The organism is Megasphaera coli (genome assembly GCF_900095855.1).
GTDB lineage: Bacteria > Bacillota > Negativicutes > Veillonellales > Megasphaeraceae > Megasphaera > Megasphaera massiliensis_A.
In genome coordinates this window covers 1,503,392-1,524,316 of the sequence record NZ_FMIY01000002.1, presented here as the reverse complement: position 1 = coordinate 1,524,316, position 20,925 = coordinate 1,503,392, and the positions used below count along the sequence as shown (strand labels likewise).

At 47.3% G+C, this 20,925-nt stretch carries 23 protein-coding genes and 1 tRNA gene; 5 read left to right on the top strand and 19 right to left on the bottom strand.

Features of this window, described 5'->3' with window-relative positions:
- Positions 1–9: 9 nt before the first annotated feature.
- From BQ2674_RS07930 to BQ2674_RS07915, 4 genes are all read right to left on the bottom strand, one after another.
- Entirely contained in the window at positions 10–1,296 is a 1,287-nt protein-coding gene (locus BQ2674_RS07930; protein ID WP_075573242.1) for an MFS transporter, read from the bottom strand.
- Between the two features lie 233 nt (positions 1,297–1,529).
- Complete coding sequence (locus BQ2674_RS07925; protein ID WP_075573241.1) at positions 1,530–2,210, bottom strand: DUF805 domain-containing protein; 681 nt, start codon at positions 2,208–2,210, stop codon at positions 1,530–1,532.
- Positions 2,211–2,320: 110 nt separating this feature from the next.
- On the bottom strand, positions 2,321–2,671 hold the full coding sequence (locus BQ2674_RS07920) for a hypothetical protein (protein WP_075573240.1): 351 nt from the start codon (positions 2,669–2,671) through the stop codon (positions 2,321–2,323).
- A gap of 243 nt (positions 2,672–2,914) precedes the next feature.
- A complete protein-coding gene (locus BQ2674_RS07915) occupies positions 2,915–4,207 on the bottom strand; it encodes an amino acid permease (protein WP_235828838.1) in 1,293 nt (430 codons plus the stop codon).
- A gap of 380 nt (positions 4,208–4,587) precedes the next feature.
- On the opposite strand from BQ2674_RS07915, the gene BQ2674_RS07910 reads away from it, so the two are divergent.
- Both BQ2674_RS07910 and BQ2674_RS07905 read left to right on the top strand, forming a co-directional pair.
- Entirely contained in the window at positions 4,588–5,295 is a 708-nt protein-coding gene (locus BQ2674_RS07910; protein ID WP_075573239.1) for a helix-turn-helix domain-containing protein, read from the top strand.
- Positions 5,296–5,477: 182 nt separating this feature from the next.
- Positions 5,478–5,553 (top strand) — tRNA-Thr (locus BQ2674_RS07905).
- 271 nt (positions 5,554–5,824) lie between these two features.
- On the opposite strand, the gene uraA is transcribed toward BQ2674_RS07905, so the two are convergent.
- From uraA to BQ2674_RS07830, 15 genes are all read right to left on the bottom strand, one after another.
- Positions 5,825–7,093, bottom strand: a complete 1,269-nt coding sequence (gene uraA, locus BQ2674_RS07900) for a uracil permease (RefSeq protein ID WP_075573238.1) — start codon at positions 7,091–7,093, stop codon at positions 5,825–5,827.
- 10 nt (positions 7,094–7,103) lie between these two features.
- Positions 7,104–8,333, bottom strand: a complete 1,230-nt coding sequence (locus tag BQ2674_RS07895; protein ID WP_075573237.1) for an FtsW/RodA/SpoVE family cell cycle protein — start codon at positions 8,331–8,333, stop codon at positions 7,104–7,106.
- 4 nt (positions 8,334–8,337) lie between these two features.
- Positions 8,338–9,009 carry a tRNA (guanosine(46)-N7)-methyltransferase TrmB gene (trmB, locus tag BQ2674_RS07890; RefSeq protein ID WP_075573236.1) on the bottom strand — a complete coding sequence of 224 codons (672 nt, stop codon included), beginning with the start codon at positions 9,007–9,009 and terminating at the stop codon, positions 8,338–8,340.
- A 212-nt stretch (positions 9,010–9,221) separates the two neighbouring features.
- Positions 9,222–10,346 (bottom strand): HAD family hydrolase, encoded by a 1,125-nt coding sequence (locus BQ2674_RS07885; protein WP_083222324.1) that lies wholly within the window; start codon positions 10,344–10,346, stop codon positions 9,222–9,224.
- 8 nt (positions 10,347–10,354) lie between these two features.
- On the bottom strand, positions 10,355–11,062 hold the full coding sequence (hisIE, locus tag BQ2674_RS07880; protein ID WP_075573235.1) for a bifunctional phosphoribosyl-AMP cyclohydrolase/phosphoribosyl-ATP diphosphatase HisIE: 708 nt from the start codon (positions 11,060–11,062) through the stop codon (positions 10,355–10,357).
- On the bottom strand, positions 11,063–11,827 hold the full coding sequence (hisF, locus tag BQ2674_RS07875) for an imidazole glycerol phosphate synthase subunit HisF (RefSeq protein WP_075573234.1): 765 nt from the start codon (positions 11,825–11,827) through the stop codon (positions 11,063–11,065).
- 1 nt (position 11,828) lies between these two features.
- Positions 11,829–12,548 carry a 1-(5-phosphoribosyl)-5-[(5-phosphoribosylamino)methylideneamino]imidazole-4-carboxamide isomerase gene (gene hisA / locus BQ2674_RS07870; protein WP_075573233.1) on the bottom strand — a complete coding sequence of 240 codons (720 nt, stop codon included), beginning with the start codon at positions 12,546–12,548 and terminating at the stop codon, positions 11,829–11,831.
- A 4-nt stretch (positions 12,549–12,552) separates the two neighbouring features.
- Positions 12,553–13,167: an imidazole glycerol phosphate synthase subunit HisH gene (gene hisH, locus BQ2674_RS07865; RefSeq protein WP_075573232.1), complete on the bottom strand. Its 615-nt coding sequence runs from the start codon at positions 13,165–13,167 to the stop codon at positions 12,553–12,555.
- 1 nt (position 13,168) lies between these two features.
- Complete coding sequence (hisB, locus tag BQ2674_RS07860; protein ID WP_075573231.1) at positions 13,169–13,753, bottom strand: imidazoleglycerol-phosphate dehydratase HisB; 585 nt, start codon at positions 13,751–13,753, stop codon at positions 13,169–13,171.
- Entirely contained in the window at positions 13,746–14,819 is a 1,074-nt protein-coding gene (gene hisC, locus BQ2674_RS07855; protein ID WP_075573230.1) for a histidinol-phosphate transaminase, read from the bottom strand. The genes hisB and hisC overlap by 8 nt, the downstream gene beginning before the upstream one ends.
- The gene (gene hisD / locus BQ2674_RS07850; RefSeq protein ID WP_075573229.1) at positions 14,812–16,101 is read right to left on the bottom strand and encodes a histidinol dehydrogenase; all 1,290 of its coding nucleotides are present in this window, start codon (positions 16,099–16,101) and stop codon (positions 14,812–14,814) included. Before hisD ends, hisC begins: the two co-directional genes overlap by 8 nt.
- Entirely contained in the window at positions 16,076–16,696 is a 621-nt protein-coding gene (gene hisG / locus BQ2674_RS07845; RefSeq protein ID WP_235828837.1) for an ATP phosphoribosyltransferase, read from the bottom strand. The genes hisD and hisG overlap by 26 nt, the downstream gene beginning before the upstream one ends.
- Before the next feature lie 22 nt (positions 16,697–16,718).
- A complete protein-coding gene (locus BQ2674_RS07840) occupies positions 16,719–17,963 on the bottom strand; it encodes an ATP phosphoribosyltransferase regulatory subunit (RefSeq protein ID WP_075573227.1) in 1,245 nt (414 codons plus the stop codon).
- A gap of 122 nt (positions 17,964–18,085) precedes the next feature.
- Positions 18,086–18,298: a DUF951 domain-containing protein gene (locus tag BQ2674_RS07835; RefSeq protein ID WP_075573226.1), complete on the bottom strand. Its 213-nt coding sequence runs from the start codon at positions 18,296–18,298 to the stop codon at positions 18,086–18,088.
- A gap of 32 nt (positions 18,299–18,330) precedes the next feature.
- Complete coding sequence (locus BQ2674_RS07830; RefSeq protein ID WP_075573225.1) at positions 18,331–19,170, bottom strand: mechanosensitive ion channel family protein; 840 nt, start codon at positions 19,168–19,170, stop codon at positions 18,331–18,333.
- A 124-nt stretch (positions 19,171–19,294) separates the two neighbouring features.
- Between BQ2674_RS07830 and BQ2674_RS07825 the strand changes: the two genes are divergently transcribed.
- The 3 genes from BQ2674_RS07825 to rbr all read left to right on the top strand — a co-directional run bounded on the left by BQ2674_RS07825 (position 19,295) and on the right by rbr (position 20,921).
- Entirely contained in the window at positions 19,295–19,576 is a 282-nt protein-coding gene (locus BQ2674_RS07825; protein ID WP_075573224.1) for a hypothetical protein, read from the top strand.
- Positions 19,573–20,163, top strand: coding sequence for a DUF1700 domain-containing protein (locus tag BQ2674_RS07820; RefSeq protein ID WP_075573223.1), 591 nt, complete (start codon positions 19,573–19,575; stop codon positions 20,161–20,163). Before BQ2674_RS07825 ends, BQ2674_RS07820 begins: the two co-directional genes overlap by 4 nt.
- A gap of 221 nt (positions 20,164–20,384) precedes the next feature.
- On the top strand, positions 20,385–20,921 hold the full coding sequence (gene rbr / locus BQ2674_RS07815) for a rubrerythrin (protein WP_075573222.1): 537 nt from the start codon (positions 20,385–20,387) through the stop codon (positions 20,919–20,921).
- Positions 20,922–20,925 lie beyond the last annotated feature (4 nt).

The window sequence follows — 20,925 nt, the reverse complement described above, 5'->3', positions numbered from 1 at the left end:
CTCCTTTCTTTATACTATAGGGGCATCCTTAGAATTAGAAATCTTATGCTTCTTCTTGTATATTTGAATCAATATAGAATTTAAGACTCCGATTGCCATAACCACAGTGGAAAACAAAAATATTTTGTCAAATCCGGCATTCCCATAGGTATCAAGCCAATAACCATAAAGAACAAATATAAATAAATCAGGACAGTATCCGATGCAACAAACTAAACCGGACGTGGATCCTGCATACTTTCTGGGAATTTGCAATTCTGTCGGAACAGCAAACATGGAACCTCTAGCCATATATGTAAAAACAGCTGTCAGAATTGTCATCACTATAAGTAAAGCAGGAGCGATTCCTACCGGTAATAATTTAAATACAATGACAAAAACAATAGCACCTGATAAAGCAAAACCGACCACAGCTGATAATGAATGAATTTTATCACCCAGCCATCCTCCAAGCGGCGCTCCGACAAAGCGAGTTCCGTATATACGGATGATAGCTAATCCTCCTGTAAAAGCAACAGATGTGCCTAATACATTTGTAAAATACGGGGTATAATATGACAAAGTACAATACATTGTATATGTTGCGAAGACAGCTATACCGGACATCCATGTCCGTATATCTGTCATTACATGAATCCAGTCAGAAAATGTCATTTTTTCTGTATCTTCATCTTTATTTCCTTGTTGTTCCGGTTTGGGAATTAAAAAATATAATCCAATTAACGTAAAAACTCCGATGACGGCATAACAGACAATTGCTGCTTTCAATCCGTTTATTCCATATGCATCAGTTGCAAATTTTGTAAAAAAATATAATGCAATAAAGTTTACGATGACATTTCCTACTCCACAAAAAGCCTCAACAAATCCAAAAATAGTTCCCTGTTGGTGTTCACTGCCTACAAGCCGGCTTAATTTAATGTGTGCCGGAAAATACAGGAACAAGCCGGCGAAAGCAAATCCGGCCCAGGTGAAAAGAGCAAATTCATAATTCATATTGAATACAAATAAGAAATTCAAGATACAAATTAATCCAATGCCTATCATATATATAGTTTTAGTATTAAATTTATCACTTAATATTCCTCCAAAGGCCGCCAGTATATTACCGATGCCAAAGATAGTGATTAAATAACCTAGTTGTTGTTGAGAACAGCCAAGTGCTGATACGAGGGAATCATAAAAAACATATTGGATAAAGGGAGTTGCATAAACTACGGTATACCCCAGCCCGAGAAAGAAAATAATAATAAATTGTTTTAATGTTAACCTAGTATTTTCATTACTTGTAAACATATAATTGCCCTCCTTTCGTCCTTGTTCTATTAAATAGAACATTGTTTCGTTTTCACTTAAATTGTATCAAACTTTTTAAATCAAGTAAATAATTTTCGAAATAATAATATAAGAAGTAAAAAATAATTGTATAAGCGATAATTTATATAAATTATAAATAATATTTATCGATGACATACAAAAATCGGGTTCGGAGTGTATGTCCGAACCCGATTCGTTATATATAATACCTTTTAGAGTTTATACCAATATGTCGTCGTAACCGTCAAAGAATTAACAATCATAAATAAAATCAGCGAAACAATAACAACTGCAACAATCATTCCGTTCGACGGGCTGGCAGGCTTGCCGATACGAGCCGCTTCAGCCGCCGTCAGGGCAACGAAGTTCGTCTTTCTGCCGTACTCATTATATTCTTCCGGTCCTTCCGAAAGAAGAAGGAAAAGGATATAAAAGTTAACAAACGGGATAAAGCCGCCTAAGAGCCACCATCCGCTTTTACGAACATCATGAAGACGGCGAATTGCCAGGCACAGGCCGGGCAGAAGTACGGCAAGCCCGAAAATATTCGATAAGATAGTGCCTATAAACGGTATAACCAGACCCAGGCAGATAAGAATCGCATTACATATAACCGCCACGCCGACAAATTTCCAATATTCACCGCGTGAAGCACGTCCCTTAACAGTCACATATTTCTCCGTGAGTATATACCGGAAATTTTCAATAAAACCCTTGGCACGTACGATTTCCAACTCCGCGTCGGACAGATTTGACGGATCCGCGCAGCCGTCCGGATTGCTTCCGGCTGCGGAACCGCCGGCATTTTGCATATCACCTGACGTAGGTGCGCCGCAACTACTGCAAAACCGCTGATTATCATCCACTTGTGCTCCACATTTTGTACAAAACATTAAGGTCACTTCCTCTCTTACTATTTAAATACATTCCCAATTATACATTAAGTTTTAGAAAGCAATACGTGTAAAGGCGTCACCTCGCTTTGAGATGGCGCCTTTATTTATTAACTCAAGAGAACACTTTCATTTTTCAATATCTTTTCGGCACCTGCACAAGCACCGCAGTCGCAATAGGTCGCACCTTCGGCTTTAATTTGTCTGCCGTGTGCTTCCAAATCTTCAGCACCTTTTTCCCCGAAGATTTTCACCGCTTCGGACGATGCGGCAAATTCAATGAGGTCGTCAACCGTATTGATATCCGCTTTGACTTCTGCCAAGAGCTTTTCGGCAGCGGCCTTTTCCTTATCCGTACCGACAGCATCAACCCATTCCTGTCCGATTTTTTGCAAGTCTTTATAGCAGGACGGAGCAGCAATCATTTCCTTTACGACTTGGACGAGACCTTTTTTATCCATGATCATATCCCCCTTTATACATAGTAAATACATCTCTACAGTTTTAGTATACCATAAAGAAGGAATATGTGAAAATAGTTTCACATATTCCTATTCGACAATTATTTTTATAATTGCCTCGTCTATACGAGTGCCGGCCGTCTTATAAGTCCGTGTACACTACCCGCCGGAACGAACATCCAAAAACAGGGTAAACAAAAAGAAGGTTCTCCCGCAGGAAAACCTTCTCATAAATCAAGATAATTAAATCATGGCAATAAAGGGGGAAACGACGAGGAGGACGCCGGAAAAGACGATGAGGTTCAGGACTGCTCCCTTGTACTGCCGCAGCGATGCCACCTTGTACACGAGGTATGCAGGGATGAGGCAGCCGATACAGCCCAAAATGGGACCCAAGAACGAGAGGAGTTTTAAAATCGGCGCGTTGAGAACGATAGCCCCCCAGGAAACGGCGACCGCAAAGACAAGAATCCCCGTTGCCACGCGTTCTCTATTGATTTTCTCCGCCGGCAGGGCGCGGGACAAGAGATTGATGGCAATGCCCGTACACGCTTCCTTAAAGCCGAGGAATACACTGAAATACGCCGTAACGACGGCAAAGATGTTCAAGACGAGGCTGAAAATCTTCACCACATCACCGTCGGCACCTTTCGCAACCATAGCAAGGGCGGAAATATTATGCGTATATGCTTCCACCGCCTGTTCGTGTCCCATAGCCAGGTTAAAGGACAAGGCATACGAAAAGATCGTGACAAAGAGGACAAGAAAGGCGATTTTCATAGCTCGCAGCGCTTTATAGCGAGCTACGTAAATAGACTTGTGATGAGACCGGTAAGAAATAACCATGGGACTCAAGCTGGGAATGAAGATAATCGACGTAAGCGTGTAAGGCAGCATAATGATCGTCTGCTTTAAGATGTAACCGAAATCGGGGAAAGCACCTATGTTCGCCAAATCCCATGACTGCACCATGAGCAGGCCCAGGCAAGCGACGACGCAGAGCTTCGTGAGCACCATGAGTGTCGATACTTTGAAGAGCAGTTTTTCACCGCGCGACGCGATGACGACCATAAAACAGATGACGGCCAGGCCGTACCACGGACTGTCCGACAGAAGGCCGTCCGTTACGCCGAAGGATTGAAGGAAGGACGCGCTGTCATTGGTAAGAGCCGTCGAGTACATGAAGACGCAAATAAGGCTCATCATGAAGTATAAAATACCAAGGAGGAAGCCCCAGTTTTTTCCTAAATAGCCGCTGATAACACTCGGATAGTCATTACAATCCGGCGAATCGGCCAAGGTATTGATAAAAAGGCGTTGCAGCAAATAAATAGACGGATACGCAATAAGAGCCGATAATAAGAATACCCAAACACCTACCAACCCGACCTGTACGGGCAAAAACACGATTCCCGCACCGATGGCCATACCGATACTCATGACAATCCAGCCCCAGTCGGTGCTGTCAAATTTTACGGCCTGCTTCCACTCCGTCTCGGACATGCCGGCCTGTCTCGCCAAACTGCTCATTGACATACAATATCCCTCCGAACTCAACATTTTTTACACTAAGATTATTCATTACACCATATACAATCCTTGCAACACATGGACAGAAAAAGCCAACACGAAAAATGTACCCATCCGAATCATAAGTATGACTCCTTTCTCTAAAAATCCACGGAATCCTGAAACGGTTTGTTATGACGCAAACCTATTTCGTTTATGTATAAATGATATCATTGTCGGCCGTTTCTCTCAAGAATTCACATTTCTCATGTAAAGAAACTTTTCACTATTTTTGTTTCTTTTAAGTGGATTTTTTACGTCCTTCATGGTATAATCTCAAAAAGGGAAAACAATTTTACGGTTCTTCGTGAAAAAACATATTTGTACGAAACGTTTTTAGGTATCCCATGGTAAATATCCCGCAAGAAATCGGTAATAAGATTAAAATTTACCGAAAAAAGAAGAATTTAACATTATTAGAATTGTCCGAAGCCATTTGTAAAAGTAAGGCTACAGTCAGTAAATATGAAAACGGGCAAATCTCTTTAGACATCATGACACTCTACGATATTGCCCGCGTCCTGGGTATTCATGTAGAGCAGCTCCTCTACCCCGTTCAGGACGAGGCCATGAATATTTCCGCCCCGCGCCTGCCCGCCTTTTTCCGTGATACGTCACAGCTCTATATGTATTTCTATGACGGGCGCTGCAATGAGATCAGCCGCGGTGTCATTGACATATTGGCCAAGACGGGTATGAACTCCTATAAAATCATGCTCTTCGCCAACATCAACGCGTATGAGACCTATCAGGACTGCGAAAACACCTATTGGGGCACACTTACCCATTACGATTCCCTTTCGGCAATAACATTGAAAAATCAGAATACACCGACAGAACAGCTGACGATTACTATTTTGTCGACCTTCCTCGACGTTCCTACGAAGTGGGGGCTTCTCGGCGGTATCTCTACGCGGCCGCTCATGCCTATTGCCACCAAGGTATGCCTGTCGAAAAAGAAGCAAAAGGAAACGGAAGAATTCCAAAAATCTCTTAAAATTTCAAAGGAAGATATTCGTCTCATGAAACTTTACAATATGCTTTCCATTACATAGAGACATTTCAGTTTTATCTTCTTTCTTGTTTTAAGCCGTTTTATTTGTGTATGAATTTTACGCTTTCTCCGATTTCTGTATTTTTTAAAAATTTATGTGCTTACACGGGACATCCCGCCTTTCCTTTTTATGTAAAAGCTTGACAAGATTGCATTTATTTTCATATAATTAGTGTTGTACTTGCCACTTTAGCTCAGCTGGTAGAGCATCTCATTCGTAATGAGAGGGTCGTTGGTTCAAATCCGATAAGTGGCTCCAATAGAAAAGCTCGAACTTTGACAGTTCTTTGTCGGAGTTCGAGCTTTTCTTTTATTTTTAACGGCTTAACAACTAAATAATTTCAATGCTTTCAAAACCGGTTATTCAGAAGGCATACTCAGGTCGAAATGGTCGGTAACGGCCGCACCTTCGGGCATAACGCCGGAGGACTTTTCCTTGAAAGAGGACTGAAAACGGTATAGCCCAAAAATCCGGCACCACATCATTCTGTGATACCGGATTCTTATTTTGTTACAGCCCTTTTTTACGTTTAATGATAATTGTCAATGTGCAATTTTTCAAAAGCGAGAAAGGCCAGACTTAAAATCATGGCAACAACCGTTGCCAATCCCATCCCCTTCAGTTGAACGGGGCCGATGACAACGGTCGCACCCGACAAGCCGCAAATCATGGTTACGGCCGTTAAGATGAGGTTTTTCGAGCGCGTGTAATTGACATGCTTCTCAACGAGAATGCGAATGCCCGATGCCGCAATAAAGCCGAAGAGGAGAATGCAGACACCGCCCATGACGGGAACAGGAATGCCGTGAATCAGGGCGGCAATTTTTCCGACAAAAGAAAAGATAACGGCCAACACGGCGGCGCCGCCGATTACCCATGTACTGTACACACCCGTAATGGCGAGGACACCCATATTTTCACCGTACGTCGTATTCGGCGTAGAACCCGCAAAACCGGAGAGGATATTGGACAGGCCGTCGGCGAAAAGAGACCGATGCAGCCCCGGGTCTTTAATGAGATCATGGCCTACAATATCGCTGGTTACAAAGAGATGGCCCAAATGTTCCGCAAAAACTACGAAGAGAGCCGGCATAATCATCATAATGGCGCTGAGGTTAAACTTCGGTTCGTAGAAAGTCGGTACGGAAAACCACGGTGTTGCCGCCACTTTGGCAAAGTCGACGACACCCAGGCACCATGACAGGACATAGCCGGAAATAACACCGATAAGAATGGGGATGATGCCGATAAATCCGCGCCCCAGCACGGTTGCCAATAACGTAACCGCCAATGTAAACGTGGAAATAATGATGGCCATCTCATTCGGCATATCCTGAGCTTCACCCAAGTAGCCGGACATGGTCATAGCAAGAGGGGCCAGTTCTAAACCGATAATGGCAACTACGGCACCCATGGCCGCCGGCGGAAAGAGAATATCAATCCAGCGCGTGCCCACTTTATTGACGAGCACCGCTAAGACGACGAAGGACAGGCCGAAGACGATAAAGCCGCCCTGTGCATCACCGTATGACATGCCCGGCGTGGCGCAAACGGCAAGGACCGGCGAAATGAAGGCAAAGCTGGAACCTAGATAGGCCGGCAGCCGCCCTTTGCAAATGACGAGATATAAAATAGTGCCGATGCCGTTCATAAAGAGAGCCGTCGCCGGATCCACTTTCAGCAAAAACGGGACCAGGACGGTTGATCCGAACATGGCAAATAAGTGCTGTAAGCTGAGCGGCAAGGTCTGCAATAAGGGCAGCCGTTCATCAACCTGAATAATGCGTCTTTGTTCCATCTTTACTCTCCTATTTTTTTACATTGCCGGGACGAAAAACGCTGCGCGTCTCATCACGCATGGACGTAACGGGCCGCTCGTACAATACGGCCGCGCGCCTGCGCGCTTCGTCGTAATTGGCCTTACATATAGTAAGCAAAACAGCCGCCGTCACAATATTTACAATTAATGACGTCCCGCCGTAACTGATAAAAGGCAACGGTACACCGACAACCGGCAGGGCGCCGCTGACCATACCGATATTAATAAACCCCTGTACGCCGAAATACATGGTAATGCCGAAAGCCGTAAGCATACCGAAACGATCTTTGCAATGACCGGCACAAATGCAGCCGTAATAAATAATAATGCTGAATAAGATAAGCATTATAAAAGATCCGCGCAAGCCCCATTCCTGGGCAAGTACGGCAAAGGCAAAGTCCGTATGCGCTTCAGGAAGGTAGCTGAATTTACTGATCCCCTCGCCCAATCCCTGGCCCATAATGCCTCCGGAGCCGATGGCGATAAGTCCCTGAACGGTCTGGTAGCCCAAGGTTTTTTCATATTCCCACGGATACCACCAGGCAATGATTCTATCCACCCGATATGGCGCGGACCCGAGATATATCCCGGCTGCGACCAGCGCGACAAGGATCTGGTATTTCACATGCTTTATGCGGGCACCGCTGATCCAAAGCATTAACACGGGAATGAGCAGAATAATGATGGCTGTACCCGCATCGGGCTGACGCATAACGGGAACAGCCAAGACCAAGGCCAAAGCCAAGACAGGATGCGGATACAAGTTGGCCCGTTGCCACACCGATGCTTTACTGTCCGTCCGTAAGGGCATCAAAAACTCAACCGGTTTATGTTTTTCCAAAAGCAGCGCCAAGATGTGGGCGGCACACAAAATAATCGTTAATTTCGCCAGTTCCGACGGTTGAAACGTAAATCCGCCGAAGCCGATCCACCGTCTGGCACCGTTAACGGTAATGCCCGCAAGCGGCACCAGGAGCAATAAGACCAGGTTTAAAATATACAGCGTCTTTACATATTTCCGTAAATGTATGTAACCGCGCTTAAAGATATAAATTGCCGGAACCAGACCGAGAGCGGAAAACACCAACTGGCGTACAAGATGACCGTAAGCACTGCCCGATGACATATCTTCTGCAAAGGTCGCGCTGAAGACGTTTACCGTACCGATTACCCAGAGCAGGACAAAGGCCGTTAAGAGGGCAAACATGGGCCGATTCATTCTTTTAACCTTCTTGATGACAATGCACCTCCATAGGCCGTTTGGCGACACAGTGAAAAATAGGTTGCCCTTTAGCGCTGAATTTAGTTTCATATTCAGTCAGCGCTTCATTGATAATATCGCTGTGATGTAAATCATATGTTACTTCGGATAACTCCCAATTTCTCTCTTTAAATTCTTGTAGCGTAAAATTGAAGAGTCCCTCATTATCGGATTTAAAATGAATTTCTCCGCCTGTTGCCAGCAGCCGCGCATAACGGTCCAAAAAAGCCCGATGCGTCAGCCGCCGTTTGGCATGGCGTTTTTTGGGCCACGGATCACAAAAATTAATAAAAAATCTATCTGTTTCGCCTGCGGAAAAGAGTGTCTCTAAAAGGGAGACGTCAAATTGCAATAGCCGGACATTGGTCAATTCGGCGGCAGCACATTTTTTAGCGGCATAATAGAGTACGCCCAGTTGAATTTCAATGCCAATAAAGTTCACGTCCTTATGAAGTTCGGCCATACGGGAAATAAAATCGCCTTTCCCCGTTCCCAGCTCCACCCAAAGCGGTACATTCGGATTTTCAAATAATTCTCGCCAATGCCCTTTGCATTCTTCACCCGGATGAAGACGGACAAAAGACGTATACGCCTTAATAGCCTCGTCAATCCAAGGCTTTCTTCGCAAACGCATGCTTCCCTCCTGTAAAAAAAGGCGGCTGTTCATAACACAGCCGCCCCTCGTTTCCATTATCCGGGCGGAGAAACCCGGTTCACATCTCTCTACATTCCCGATTTCTCTTATTCAGTTATTTAATTATAGGTAATGAAGGGGACACTGTCAATGGCACCGTACATTACGCGCACTTTTTTGAGCTTATCGAAATATGACGAAAGCAATAAAAATTATAGCAGTATTTCCGGAATATCCAAAACCGAACCGACAATATAGTCTGCATTTTCCCGTTCAAATACTGTTCTTGCCTGTTCACCGTCCAAGCCGGTAAGGACGGCAATCATTACGGCTCCCATGGCTTTGGCACACCGGACGTCAGCCGGGGAATCACCGACAATAATGTATTCTCCCTGCTTATATACTTCGGGATGTAGAAGGTAATCCCGATAACGTGCTTCATATCTGCCGAAGGCACCGGCGTAATAGACGAAGGGGTTCGGCTTATCAAGCGGTATGCCAAGCTGCTTTTCCGCTTTTTTTACATCCGTTTCCGTAGCAATATGGTCAGCATCAAATTCAGTAAGCCAATCGTAAGTCTTAAACGGGACTTCCACCTCTTTGGCCGCCCTGCCCGTACCGATGGCCAACCGATAGCCGCGCCGCTTCAATTCTCTAAACATAGCCTTTGTTTCAGCAGCCCCGCCGAGAGGCACTTCACACTGCAAAAACCCCTTTTTGCCGACATTATACGGTTCATCATGATATGTATCCCTGTAAAAAACATCACCCAAATACCAGTTCTGAAAGCACTCAAAAAGGCGGCACCACAAGGGACCGTGCAGGCTCAACCCGCGTTGAAGCGCCAAGCCGCCTTCATCGGACAGAGCTTTTTCCATACAAGGAAATACTTCATCCTTACAGGTATCTTCCGGAACAATTGCCGTAAAAAGCCGAAACAAGTCCGTTCCGGGCGCTACGGTAAAGCCTCTTTTTTTCAGCAAAGCACCGGCAGCCCGCACTCCTTCGATTTTCGTAAAACCGGCAGTCCAGCCGGCAAAGAGCTCTTTATTTTCTCTGCTCCGCAGAAGGAAAGCCAAAAGAACGTGGAGATACACCATATCCCAGTTACTGTTAATACCATGTGACTTAAATTTACGCAGCAGCATGTCATCTGCCCAATAATATCGGCGCAAAGCAATGATGCGTTCCTCCGACGGAGCCGATGTAAAACGCTCTTCCCCGAGGCCTAAATAGAGAGGGCTGTTATACCATTCCCAAAGGGTCAGCCCGGATACATCAAAATAGCGCTTTTCGCTAAGCAGCACGCCATCTACATCGAAGATTACGGTTTTCATAAGTCACCTCAAAAAGTCCTGTCCCCATGACCTGCCGTCTTTTTGTTTCCCTGCGTACGTGAACGCTCCTCCAGTACTGTCATGACATCGTTTACCGTAATCCCGGCCGCCTCCCAAAGAACGGACAGATGATAAAGGATATCTGCCGATTCTTTTGCCGTTTCCGCCCGCATTTCCGGTAAGTTTTCCGCCGCAGTGCAGCCATTTACATTTTTGGCCGCAATAATTACTTCTGCCGCCTCTTCACCAATCTTCTTGCAGATCTTATCCATCCCGGCATTCAGTAAATATGCAGTATAGGATTTTTCCGTCGGGTGCAATCGTTTTTCCCGAATTCTTTCTCCCAAATCGGCAAGGACGGCAAGGCTGCCCGTAACGCAGCTCTCTATCGTATCGAGACCGCGAAAGAAGCAGGATTTACTGCCTGTATGGCATGCCGCTCCGGTCTGTTCCACCTGAAAAAGCAGCGTGTCGGCATCACAGTCTACGGCAGCAGAAACAACTTTCTGGAAATGTCCCGACGTTTCGCCTTTATGCCAGAGTTCCTGCCGGCTCCGGCTGTAAAACCAAGTTTGTCCCGTTTCCAGTGTCTTTTGCAGGGATTCGGCATTCATATACGCTACCATCAGCACCCTGCCGCTATTTGCTTCCTGAATAACCGCCGGTACCAACCCGCGCCCATCGAATCGAATCTCTTCAACGCTGACACGATCCATTTATTCTTCAGCTCCCCTCATCGCAATGCCTTCATGACACAAATAGCGCTTCAACTCCGGAATGGCAATCTGTCCGTAATGAAAAACGGAAGCTGCCAAAGCCGCGTCGGCGCCGACATTGAGGACATCCTTAAAATCGCTCATTTTTCCGGCCCCTCCCGACGCGATGACGGGAACCGGCAACTGCCGTGCCAATAAACTGTTCAATTCCAAATCGAAGCCTGATCTTGCGCCGTCCGCATCAATCGAGTTGATACAGATTTCACCGGCTCCCAGAGCAACGCCCTGCCGCGCCCAGGTAAAGGCATCCGTTCCCGTGTTTTCTCTGCCGCCCGAAACGTATACCTCCCAATTCCCCTGCCGGCCGCGCTTGGCATCAATGGAAAGAACCACGCACTGACTGCCGAAGCGCTCAGCAGCTTCACGAATCAGCTCGGGGCGCCTGACGGCCGCGGAATTAACGGAAACTTTGTCGGCCCCGGCCAAGAGGACTTGGCGAAAATCATCTATCGTCCGGATGCCGCCGCCGACCGTAAAGGGAATATCCAAGGTCTTCGCCACGCCGCGGACGACATCCAAAAAAAGGGCGCGCCCCTCGTAGGTGGCCGTAATGTCATAGAATACCAATTCATCCGCCATTTGGGCGGAATAAAACGCACCCAACCGTACGGGATCGTCCACATCGCGAATATCTTTAAACTGCCGCCCTTTGACAACGCGACCGTCGCGCACGTCCAGACAGGGTATAATCCGTTTTGCAAGCATTTTATGCGCCTCCCGCGAGTTCGCAAATCTCGGCCATCGTAATTCTTCCTTCGTACAGGGCCTTTCCCGTAATGGCGCCGTATACGCCCAGAGTTCGTAAGTTCCTCAAATCGTCCACGGTACCGATGCCGCCGGACGCGATAAGCCGAATCCCCGGCAGGCACTGCAACTTTTGCAGCATGGGTAAATTGGGCCCGCTGAGCATGCCGTCACGGCCGATGTCCGTATAAATAATCGTGCTTATTCGTGCCTCCAGAACCCGCTCGGCAAAGGGCAGGACCGTCTTGTCGCTGCCGTCCACCCAGCCGTGCGTGGCGACGACGTCGTTCTTCGCGTCAATGGAAACGGCCAGATGTTTTGCGTATTGCCGCGCCGTTTCCTGCAAAAAGCCTTCGTCTTCTACGACCAAGGAACCGATGATGATGCGGGCAACGCCTTTTTCCAAATAGTCTTCAATCGTCGCTGCCGAGCGGATGCCGCCGCCCACTTCAACGGGAATCGGCACGGCTTCACAAATCTGCCGGATTATGACACCGTTTTGCGGCGTTCCGGCAAAAGCGCCGTCCAGGTCGACAACATGTAAATATGCCGCTCCTTCTTCATACCATTTTACGGCTGTTTTCACGGGGTCTTCAAAATACGTGACACTATCGTTTTCAACGCCTTGGCGCAAACGGACAACAAGTCCTTTTTGTATATCAATGGCAGGAAATACAATCATGAGCCTACTCCTTTCGGACATAGTCCGCCATATTCTGCAAGAGCCGCGCCCCGACAGGACCGCTCTTTTCGGGATGAAACTGCATGCCGACCACGTTACCGCTACAGCAGACGGCCGGTACGGGCCCGTCATAATCGGCAGTGGCAATGACATCGGGCGTATCCGTCGGCGTTTTATAGTATGAATGGACGAAATACACATACGGTCGGGCCGGTAAGCCTTCCTGCAACCAATGGGATTGCCGGAAATCCAGCCGGTTCCACCCCATGTGCGGCACTTTAAGTGTCCTCTTCAAGGGCATCACTTCACCCGGCAAAAATCCCAGCGTCTTGTGAAGGCCGTCTTCATGAGACGCTTCAAAAAGCGCCTGCATGCCGAGGCACACGCCGAGAAAGAAAGTACCCTTTTTTACTTCCTCCTCCAGGACGGGAATTAAATCGCGTTTTCTCAAGTTTTCCATGGCATCGCGCATGGCTCCGACGCCGGGCAGCTCAATCAAGTCGGCCTGCCTGATAAGGCGGGGGGCATTTGTTATAATCGGGTCTACGCCGAGCCGCTGCCATGCGTAGGCGACATTTGCCAAATTCCCGACACCGTAATCAATAATGACGACTCTCATCTTACAGCACTCCCTTAGTCGACAAGACCTTATCCGAATCCGCTTCCACATAAACGGCTCCTTTTAAAGCATGCCCCAAGGCCTTAAATACGGATTCCGCTATGTGGTGCGAATTGATGCCGTACAAGTTGGTGACGTGCAAATTCATCCGGCCGTGCACGGACAGGGCATATAAAAATTCACGCAACATTTCCGTTTCAAAATCGCCGATACGTTCCGCCTTAAGCTCTACGTCATAGACCAGATACGGACGTCCGCTCAAGTCGATGACGACGCGGGACAAGGCTTCATCCATGGGACAATAAAAAATACCGTACCGCCTGATGCCGATTCTGTTTCCCAAGGCCCGATCCAGCGCATCGCCCAGGACAATAGCCAAATCCTCCAGAGTATGATGAGAGTCCACCGCAAGGTCGCCGTGCACGTCCAGTACCATATCGAAACTGCCGTGGCAGGCAAAAAGATTCAGCATGTGATCAAAAAAGCCCACACCCGTCGTTCCCGCAAAGCTTCCCTTGCCGTCGAGATTCAGGGAAAGGACAATCTGCGTTTCTTTCGTATTTCGCTCAACCTGCGCTTTACGCATGACTAAACTCCTTTCTAAGAGCGGCAACAATCCGCTCCGCCGTATCTTTCGTCGTCGCCGTGAGACGCAGGCAATCGCGCAAGGCACTCGCCTTATAGCTGCGAACGGCAATGTCCGCAGCGCTCAAAGCCTTGACCGCCGCCGCCCCATCGGGAACGCGGCAAAGGATAAAGTTGGCAGCGCTCGGATATACCCTAATCCCGTCTATCTCTTTAAGCTCTCGGGCAAGAAAATCCCGCGTCCGTACAATGCGCGGAATCGTAAAGCCCAAGATTTCATCCCTGTGCGCCATGGCGACAAGGCCGGCCGTTTGAGAAACGGCATTGACGTTATACGTCGCCTTGGTCAGAGCCAGGGCGTCAATCATCTCCTTTTGCCCGACCGCATAGCCTATGCGGTAACCGGCCAGTCCGAAGGCCTTGGACAGTGTCCGCAGGACGATGAGGTTGTCGTATCGGCGAATGAGAGGAATACTGCTTTCAAGCCCGGAAAATTCCAGATAGGCCTCATCGACGAGAACGGGCCGATCCGAAGCCGCCACAATCGATTCCACTTCGTCCGTACTCCACAGGTGCCCTGTCGGATTGTTGGGATTGCAAATAACCGTGACCTTCGGCTTTTTTTCTTTCACGGCCTGCCCGTACGCTTCGGCGCTGCGCACAAATCCGTCTTTATCGGGAACGCGCTCCTCCCTTGCGCCCGTCATGGATGCGTCAATGCCGTAAATGTCAAAGGTCGGCCAGTGCGTCAGAATCGTATCGCCCGGCTCCAGAAAGGTGCTGCACACAAGGCCGATAATTTCATCGCCTCCGTTGCCCACGAGAATTTCTTCGGGAGTGCAGCCGACATATTCGCCAAGGGCCTTCCGCAAGTCATCGGCATAAGGTTTCGGATAGCGATATGACGGCAGTCTTTCCAGCCGCTGCAAGAAATCGCTTTTAACAGCGGGAAAGTCAAATATACTGTACGGGCTTTCATTGGCATTGATAACCGTCGATTCCGAAATAACCGGCACCTTGTAGGGCTCAACCTGCCGCAAGGTCGTGCGAATCCATTCCTTATTCATCCAGTCTCCTCCTCACAGCCAGTCCATGGGCCTGCAGCCCTTCCACGGCGGCAAAGCGTTCCACCTTTGCCGCTACAGCCGTAAAAGCAGTCCGATCATATTGTAAGAGACTGCTCCTTTTCATAAAATCATATACGCCCAAAGGAGACGAAAAGGCGGCCGTTCCCATAGTCGGGAGAGTATGATTGGGACCGGCAAAATAATCTCCTATCGGCTCGGGTGTGTACGGACCCACAAAAATTGCACCGGCGTTCAGAATCTGCGAAACATATGTTTCAGGCCGATCAAACAGTATTTCCAAGTGTTCCGGCGCAATGAGATTCATAATTTCTACAGCCTGTTCTTTACTTTTTGTAATAAAAATCTTGCCATAATCCCGAAGAGCGGCCTCGGCAATTTCGCAGCGCCCCAAGTCTTGCAGCTGCCTGGATATTTCCGACTCTACAAAACGGGCTATATTTTCGCTGGGCGTTGCCAAAAAAGCTGCAGCCCGCACATCATGCTCCGCCTGTGCCAGCATGTCCGCGGCAATCCAGGCAGGATCGGCCGAATCATCAGCCAAAACACCTACCTCGCTGGGTCCGGCAATCATATCGATGCCGACGACACCGAAGACAAGACGTTTGGCCATAGCCACATACGCATTACCGGGACCTACAATTTTAAAAACCGGCTCAATACTTTCCGTGCCGAAAGCGGCAGCCGCAATGCTCTGGGCGCCGCCCACCTTATAAAGTTCCTTTACACCTGCAACATAAGCGGCCGCCAATATATACGGGCTGACACCGCCGTCCCGGCCGGGCGGAGTAAAAACGGCAATGGACGGTACGCCCGCGACCTGCGCCGGCACCGTATCCATAAGGACAGTAGACGGATATGCCGCCGTACCGCCGGGAACATAGACACCGACACGCCGAATGGGGGTAAATCGAGTACCGAGATGAACGCCGTCACGAACTTCTTTAAACCACGATCCTTCTATCTGCCGCTCATGATAAGTACGAATATTACTACGCGCTTCCGCAAGTATCTCCATAAATTCGGGGCCGACCGCTTTCACCGCTGCCTCAATTTCTTCCTCGGTGATCCGAAACTCCGGCACATCTACGCCGTCAAAGCATATTGTAAAATTTCGAACCGCCCGATCTCCATCCTGTCGAACGGCTGCCAGGATCATTTCTACCCGTTCCCGTATTTTGGAGTCACCGGCCTGCTCCCGCTCTGTGATCTCCCTGATCTCCTTTAATGTAAATCCTTTATCCGGTACTTCTATTCTCTCCATTATGCTCCCCCTCCGCCTTTCTCCGTTCCTCGATATTTCGGATCAAAGCCTGTATCTCTCCGTACTTTAATTTAAAAGAAACCGGGTTACAAATCATACGAGCACTGAAATCCATAAAATACCGCACTACTTCCAGCCCGTTGGCTTTTAGCGTATTGCCCGTCTCGACAATATCGACGATAACATCGGCCAGGCCGATAAGCGGTGCCAATTCGACGGAGCCGTTGAGCTTAATAATATCGACGCTGTGATGATGCGCTTCAAAATACTGCCGTGCAATAAGCGGGTATTTTGTACCGACAGTAAGGCGCCGACTCATTTCTATCTTCCGCCCGGCAATAGTGGCAACAGCCATACGGCAGCAGCCGATGTTGAGATCGAAAATTTCATAGACTGCCGCTTCACTACATTCTTCAATCAGTATATCCTTACCGACGATGCCTATATCGGCAGCGCCTCTTTCTACATAGACAGCAACATCCGGCGATTTGACGAGCGTCACTTTTATACGTCCCTGTATATCTTCAAAAATAAGTTTGCGGCTGTCTTCCGAATAGGATGAAAAGTTATAACCGCCGGCCTGTAAATATTTCATAACAACTTTATGTATACGTCCTTTAGCTAGGGCAATATGAAGAGCCATCATCACACCTCCTCATAAATTCTTCCAATTCCCGGGCAGTCAGTATGTTTCCGTCTTTATGATATACTCCGTCCCCGTAACGGCAACATAACCTGCAGTCTCCGGCATCAATATAGGCCGTATCCGGATAGGCCGCTACGCGAAATCCCCGGCGGCGCCAATTGAAGAGGTCAATGAGAAGCTGCCGATCATAAGTCGAATAAGAAACGGCCAGCTGCAATGACGGTTCAGCATCTTTCAGCAGACCTGCATCACTCATAAACTCATATAATAAATTAAGATTCATACCGAACCCGCAAGCCGGCCGTTCTATGCCGAAAGCGGTTGAAAGCCGATCGTATCTGCCGCCGCTTACCAGTTCGCAAAGCGCTTCGTCCGCATATATTTTAAACATCATGTCCGTATAATACCCTAACGGATCCGTAACCCCCAAATCAAGCCGGATATGCGACGTATATCCGGCACAGCCGAGATATTGATGAGTTTTTTCCAGTCGTGCCAACGCATTTCTCATACCGCTGTTAAGACAATAAGTCCGGGCTGCCGTCAATGTTTCCGCATACGGTCCGAAAAGGACGGGCAAGGCGTCAAGAGCCCGGCGGCAGTCGGATCGCAGCGGCAAAAGAGCCGTATAGCCGCGGTAGGCAACAAGATTACGTTCTCCCAAATAGCGGCGCAGCACTTGTTTAGCTTCTTTATCCAGAGACAACTCGTCAAAAAGCGCGTACGCGTATGCTGCCGTCCCGATATCGATATGAATATTACAAATACCTACAGCCGCCAGTACCGCTGCAGCCATGGCAATGATCTCACCGTCACATTCAGGCTCGGGGTCTCCCAGAATTTCAGCCCCGCCCTGAAGGAAATCTTTACCGTACGTGCTTCTCCCGGAATATTTGCGGAAAACCGTACTTACATAACCGAACTTTAAAAGCTGATTTGTTCGGGGGAATTCGCGAGCCGCCGTTTCAACGATAGGCAGTGTCGCATCGGGACGCAGAACAAGGACAGAACCGTCGGCATCTATGGTCTTAACCATTTCTCTGCGCAAATGCGGAAAAAATTGTCCATATATATCGTAATCCGCAAAACTCGGCGGTTCTACGATCTTACAGCCGTGTTTCATCAAAACTTCCAGCATCTTACTTTGTATACGAGCATAATTGCGCATTTCATCATGATGCAGCATCTTTACTCCGTCCAAGCGGGCCCGGCTCATTGAGTATATTCCCTTCTTTCTTTATTACTTTAATTCGATAAAGTAAATATTGTATTTATCATATCATAAAACCCGAAAAAAACAACTGATTTTTTTCGGGTTCTACAGTTTATTCAGAGAAATTATAATTCCGTCTCCGCTTCGGCCGATCGCAAAATTTTTTTAACCGCTTTTTCAAACTTTTGCCGCGGTATCATTACGCGATGACCGCAGCCACGGCATATAATGATAAAATCAATACCGATACGCATTATTTCCCATTCATTCATACCGCAAGGATGAACCTTTTTTAACTGCACGACATCACCGACGCGGTAACGTACAAAATCGCTCATAGCAAGCCCCTTTATTCCAGAAAATCATTGTGTTATTTCCCGGTTGTAACATTGTCTATACGTAAACTCCGCAGAACAATGCCTTTTTCTCTGAACCGCTTAGCCACTTCACAGCGATAAGCCGTACAGAGCGAGTATGAATCCGACCAGTCCGACGGCAATATTACGTCATATATATACGCGTCTCCTTCCATCCCTGAAAGCCCGCCGACAACCGCACCGTTCTTCAAAGCCGGAATTTTTGAAACAGCTTTTAAGGCCTCTTCCAATACGGGGATGATTATATCGGGGCCAAAGTCCTGTGCAACGGCAATGCGTACGGCGCCGGAATAAACGCCTCTCGTATAGTTCGTTACCGTATCGATAAGGCCGTTAGGTATGATGTTCACAACATGGTCGGCCGACTCAATTTTTGTCGTGCGCAAGGTAAGTTCCGTTACTCTCCCCGTAATACCTTTAACTTTCACAATATCGCCTAAGGCATATTGGTTTTCTACAAGAATAAAAAAGCCTGCCGTGAAATCCTTGACAAGACTCTGTGCGCCGACACCGATAGACAGTCCGATAATACTTATGCCTGCAAGAAGGGAGGTCGTATCAATAGCCAATTCTTTCAGTACCGCTATGAGGACAAAAAAACAAAAAATACTGAAAAGGATATGTTGCGTAATGGACAGAAGCGTCATTCCTCTCTGCCGCCCGGCGTCACTCATGCGGTTAACGGGAAAGCCAACCAGTCGCCCCAAGATAAATTCAACAGCTTTATATGCAAGAAAAGCGCACACAAATATGAGAGCTATGCGAATACCCTTAACTACAAGTATTTCCCCGTAATTTCGCACTATATCCTGCAAATTTATTGTCGTCAGCATTACGTTCACCGCCTTTCCCCTATCATTCATACATAATGTGTATTCTGTCGGTATCGGTTGGCCGAAGATTTTATTTTGTGCTAATATAAAATCAATTTCAATTTATTATAAAGGAGTTCTCTTTATGTTTCAATCACCAGCGACATGGCGTCGCCTCTATATATTGTTATATATGTGCGGATTTACGGCTCTCCTCCTGACTGTGGCCGCACTCTTTCGAATCGCTTATTTTATCCTTATTAATGCCGAACCGCTTGCAGCTTTGGATTTTTTACCGCAGCCCGTTCGCCCCTTTGCCGTGCCGCTCCTCGTGATCATCATGATCCTCGGCGCAGTTTCATGGAATAAGGGCGCTCAATTACAGGAACGATTGGAAACTTTACAACGACAGAAGGTAAAAATGTGAGAAAAACGGAGTTTATGGATCTGTTACGTTACTATTTTCGGCACAGTAACAAAGATGATTTACAGGAAATTTTATCGGATTGCGAAACGCTCTTCCGTAAAGGCATGCGCCAAGGCCTGTCGGAAGATGAAATTTGCCGTCAATTGGGCTCACCGAAAAATATTTATCGCTACTACATAGGAAAGCCGGTCATTCCTGAAGAAAATCCCGCCATTTCACCCTATCGGCAAAAAAGCTATAAGCGGCAGCAAAATCCATATGACGTACATACCGAACCGGATGTAAATAGAGAAAAAAGGCATATCGGGCCGATAGAGCGATCCTTTTATATACTCATCGGTATCGTCTTTACCTTAATCGGCAAGGTTTTTTCTCTATTGTTCCTTATAGCCGGCCTGTATACGGCTCTGCTCTACAAGCTGCCCGACTACCTGAGCCTCCTTCCGGTTCCGACCTTAGGCCCGGAATCGGCCTCCTTTCTAACAGTTGCCATTTTTCTAATCATGTGTATTGCCAGGTACATTGCCCATATCTGCCGCACCAATACAAAAAAGAAGGTTAAGCGGCAGCATGGCTATCCCCGTTGAAGGAGCTATAAGACAGATTTACCGAAATCTCTTATAGTTCCTTTTTTATGTTATCATCAATTGATGAGGCCGCAGCAGCCTATATATAGCGTTTAAGCATATTAATATTATGTATAATTCATAAATAACAAGTAATGATTCTTCTTGACTTAGGAAAAATAAGTTATATAATATAGTCAGTAACAAATATTGATTATTGATTATTGAGGAGGATTCTTATAATGAATTTAAAAGGAAGCAAAACGGAACAAAATTTACAGGCCGCATTTGCCGGTGAATCTCAGGCACATACGAAGTACGAATACTATGCAAGTGTTGCCAAAAAAGCGGGCTATGAACAGATTAGCGGCTTCTTCAACGAAACATCGCACAATGAAAAAGAGCATGCAAAAATCTGGTTCAAGCTGTTGCACAGCGGTATGCCCGATTTGGACGGCGCTTTGAACGATGCTGCAGACGGCGAAAACTATGAAAACACGGAAATGTATCCGGAGTTTGCCAAAGTTGCCCGTGAAGAAGGCTTCGATAAAATTGCGGAGCTCTTCGAACGCGTCGGCGCTATCGAAAAACACCATGAAGAACGGTATCGCGCTCTCTTGGCAAACGTTAAGAACGGTACGGCTTTTAAACGTACTGAAAAGCGCACCTGGATCTGTCGTAACTGCGGTTTCATCGCAGAAGCCGACGAAGCTCCGAAAGTATGTCCTGTTTGCGCTCATCCGCAGGCATTCTTCGAACTTCTCTCGGAAAATTTCTAAGTAT